The 1,596-nt window shown below is 52.3% G+C and carries 2 protein-coding genes and 2 pseudogenes; all 4 read left to right on the top strand.

Features of this window, described 5'->3' with window-relative positions:
* Nucleotides 1-244: pseudogene (locus U8U68_RS21110) on the top strand (hypothetical protein); the annotation flags it as partial.
* 228 nt (nucleotides 245-472) lie between these two features.
* Complete coding sequence (locus tag U8U68_RS21105) at nucleotides 473-877, top strand: four helix bundle protein (protein WP_160642531.1); 405 nt, start codon at nucleotides 473-475, stop codon at nucleotides 875-877.
* Nucleotides 878-918: 41 nt separating this feature from the next.
* A complete protein-coding gene (locus U8U68_RS22820) occupies nucleotides 919-1,179 on the top strand; it encodes a DUF6273 domain-containing protein (protein ID WP_367575879.1) in 261 nt (86 codons plus the stop codon).
* Between the two features lie 46 nt (nucleotides 1,180-1,225).
* Nucleotides 1,226-1,596, top strand: a pseudogene (locus U8U68_RS21100) (reverse transcriptase); the annotation flags it as partial.

Here is a 1,596-nt window from a genome sequence, read left to right as displayed (position 1 = left end):
ATTTAAGCTGGAAGCGGAAAACGACTTCAACGCATGGTTTGCTTCGGTGAAGAACGTGCTTGACGAAGACACCGCAGGCCATTTGGTGAACATGATACAGAGCAACACCGCGCGCATTGAGTTGATCGAAGCCGTGCTTTTCAATGACATAACGGCAAACCCGTTCTTGATCCTCTTTGACGATCTGGACGGCGTGGTATCAACGGGCGTATGGAACGCGGCGTTGCGCCGGATCGAATGTTGACGCGGTGCGCTTGCACGGGCGCGGAATTATCGTGCATAATCGGCAACATCTTCACAGAGCTTCGCCCGCCGTGCGAAATGTGCGGCGGTTCGGCGGCGGTGGTGCTTTGCGGCGTTACGCCGTCCGGCAACGCGGCCACGCTGACAATCACGGCGGCGGGCTTCGATTTTGAGGGGTGCGCCGAAGATACCGCGATTTTGGAGCGGATCAGGAAAGGACGGTGCTTGAATGCAGGGACAGGAGCGGGAACGCAAAGAGCCTTCCGAATTCAACGTGATTGTGAAGGCGAAAGACCTTGTAAAGCATACCTTCACGATCACCAACAGCACGGAGCGTTACCCGAAGAAATACCGCTTTACGCTGGTGAACCGCATTCAGGATAAAGCGGTTGACATTTACGAAATGACGCTTGAAGCGAACGAATTAGATTTGCGGCAAGCGGACGAATTCAGACAACGGCAGAGGCTTCAAGCGCGGGCAATGACCTATTGCAAGGAGCTTCTATTTTTTATTGAGCTTTCGCAGGAAATGGGCTTTATATCAATGAAAAGTTGCAACTTCTGGTCGAAGCTGGTTCTTGATGTAAAGTACATGGTGGCCGCGTGGAAGAAGCGGGACAAAACGAGAGCTTAGAAAACCGTTCGGGGAACACTTTGTAGGTTCTTCTTTTCCTTTTGCACGCCCCGCCGCCGAATTCCGGCAATTCGTACAACGTGCGCAATGTCAATTCTTCGGGCGCGCTGAACAACAACAACGCGTACAACGGCAACAGGGGCGTGCGCCCGCTTCGGTGGATCATTCGACAGAGTAGGCCGAAGAATTCAGCTTGCGCCGAATTCTGGCCGAAAACACAATACCACCATCAAAGGAAAGTGTTTCCCTTCCCTGCTATCCACAGCAGGGATAAATACAAGATTGCCGATACCGGAGCATAGCCGCAAGGCTTGGCCGAGGTTATACACGGCAAGGAGCTTTTTATAAATGACGGACTTTGAAAAAGTATGGAATTTTGAAAATCTATACCGCGCATACCGGAAGGCACGGCGCGGCAAACGCTGGAAGGGAGCGGCGGCGAAGTTTGAAGTAAACTTGCTGGAAGCCTTGCACCTTTTGAGCGTGCAGTTACGGGCGAAAACTTACCGCCTTTCCCCATACAACACGTTCAAGGTGTATGAGCCGAAAGAACGCATTGTAATGTCGAACAGCTACAAAGACAAGGTTGTGCAACACGCCCTATGCGACAACGTGTTAGGGCCGCGGGTTTTGCCGTCCTTCATCAAGGATAATTACGCGTCGCAGGAAGGCAAAGGAACACACTTCGGGCTTGAACGTCTGGAAGAGTTCATGCGGCG

The organism is Acutalibacter intestini (genome assembly GCF_034334985.1).
GTDB lineage: Bacteria > Bacillota > Clostridia > Oscillospirales > Acutalibacteraceae > Acutalibacter > Acutalibacter intestini.
This window is presented reverse-complemented; position numbering and strand designations above follow the sequence as displayed.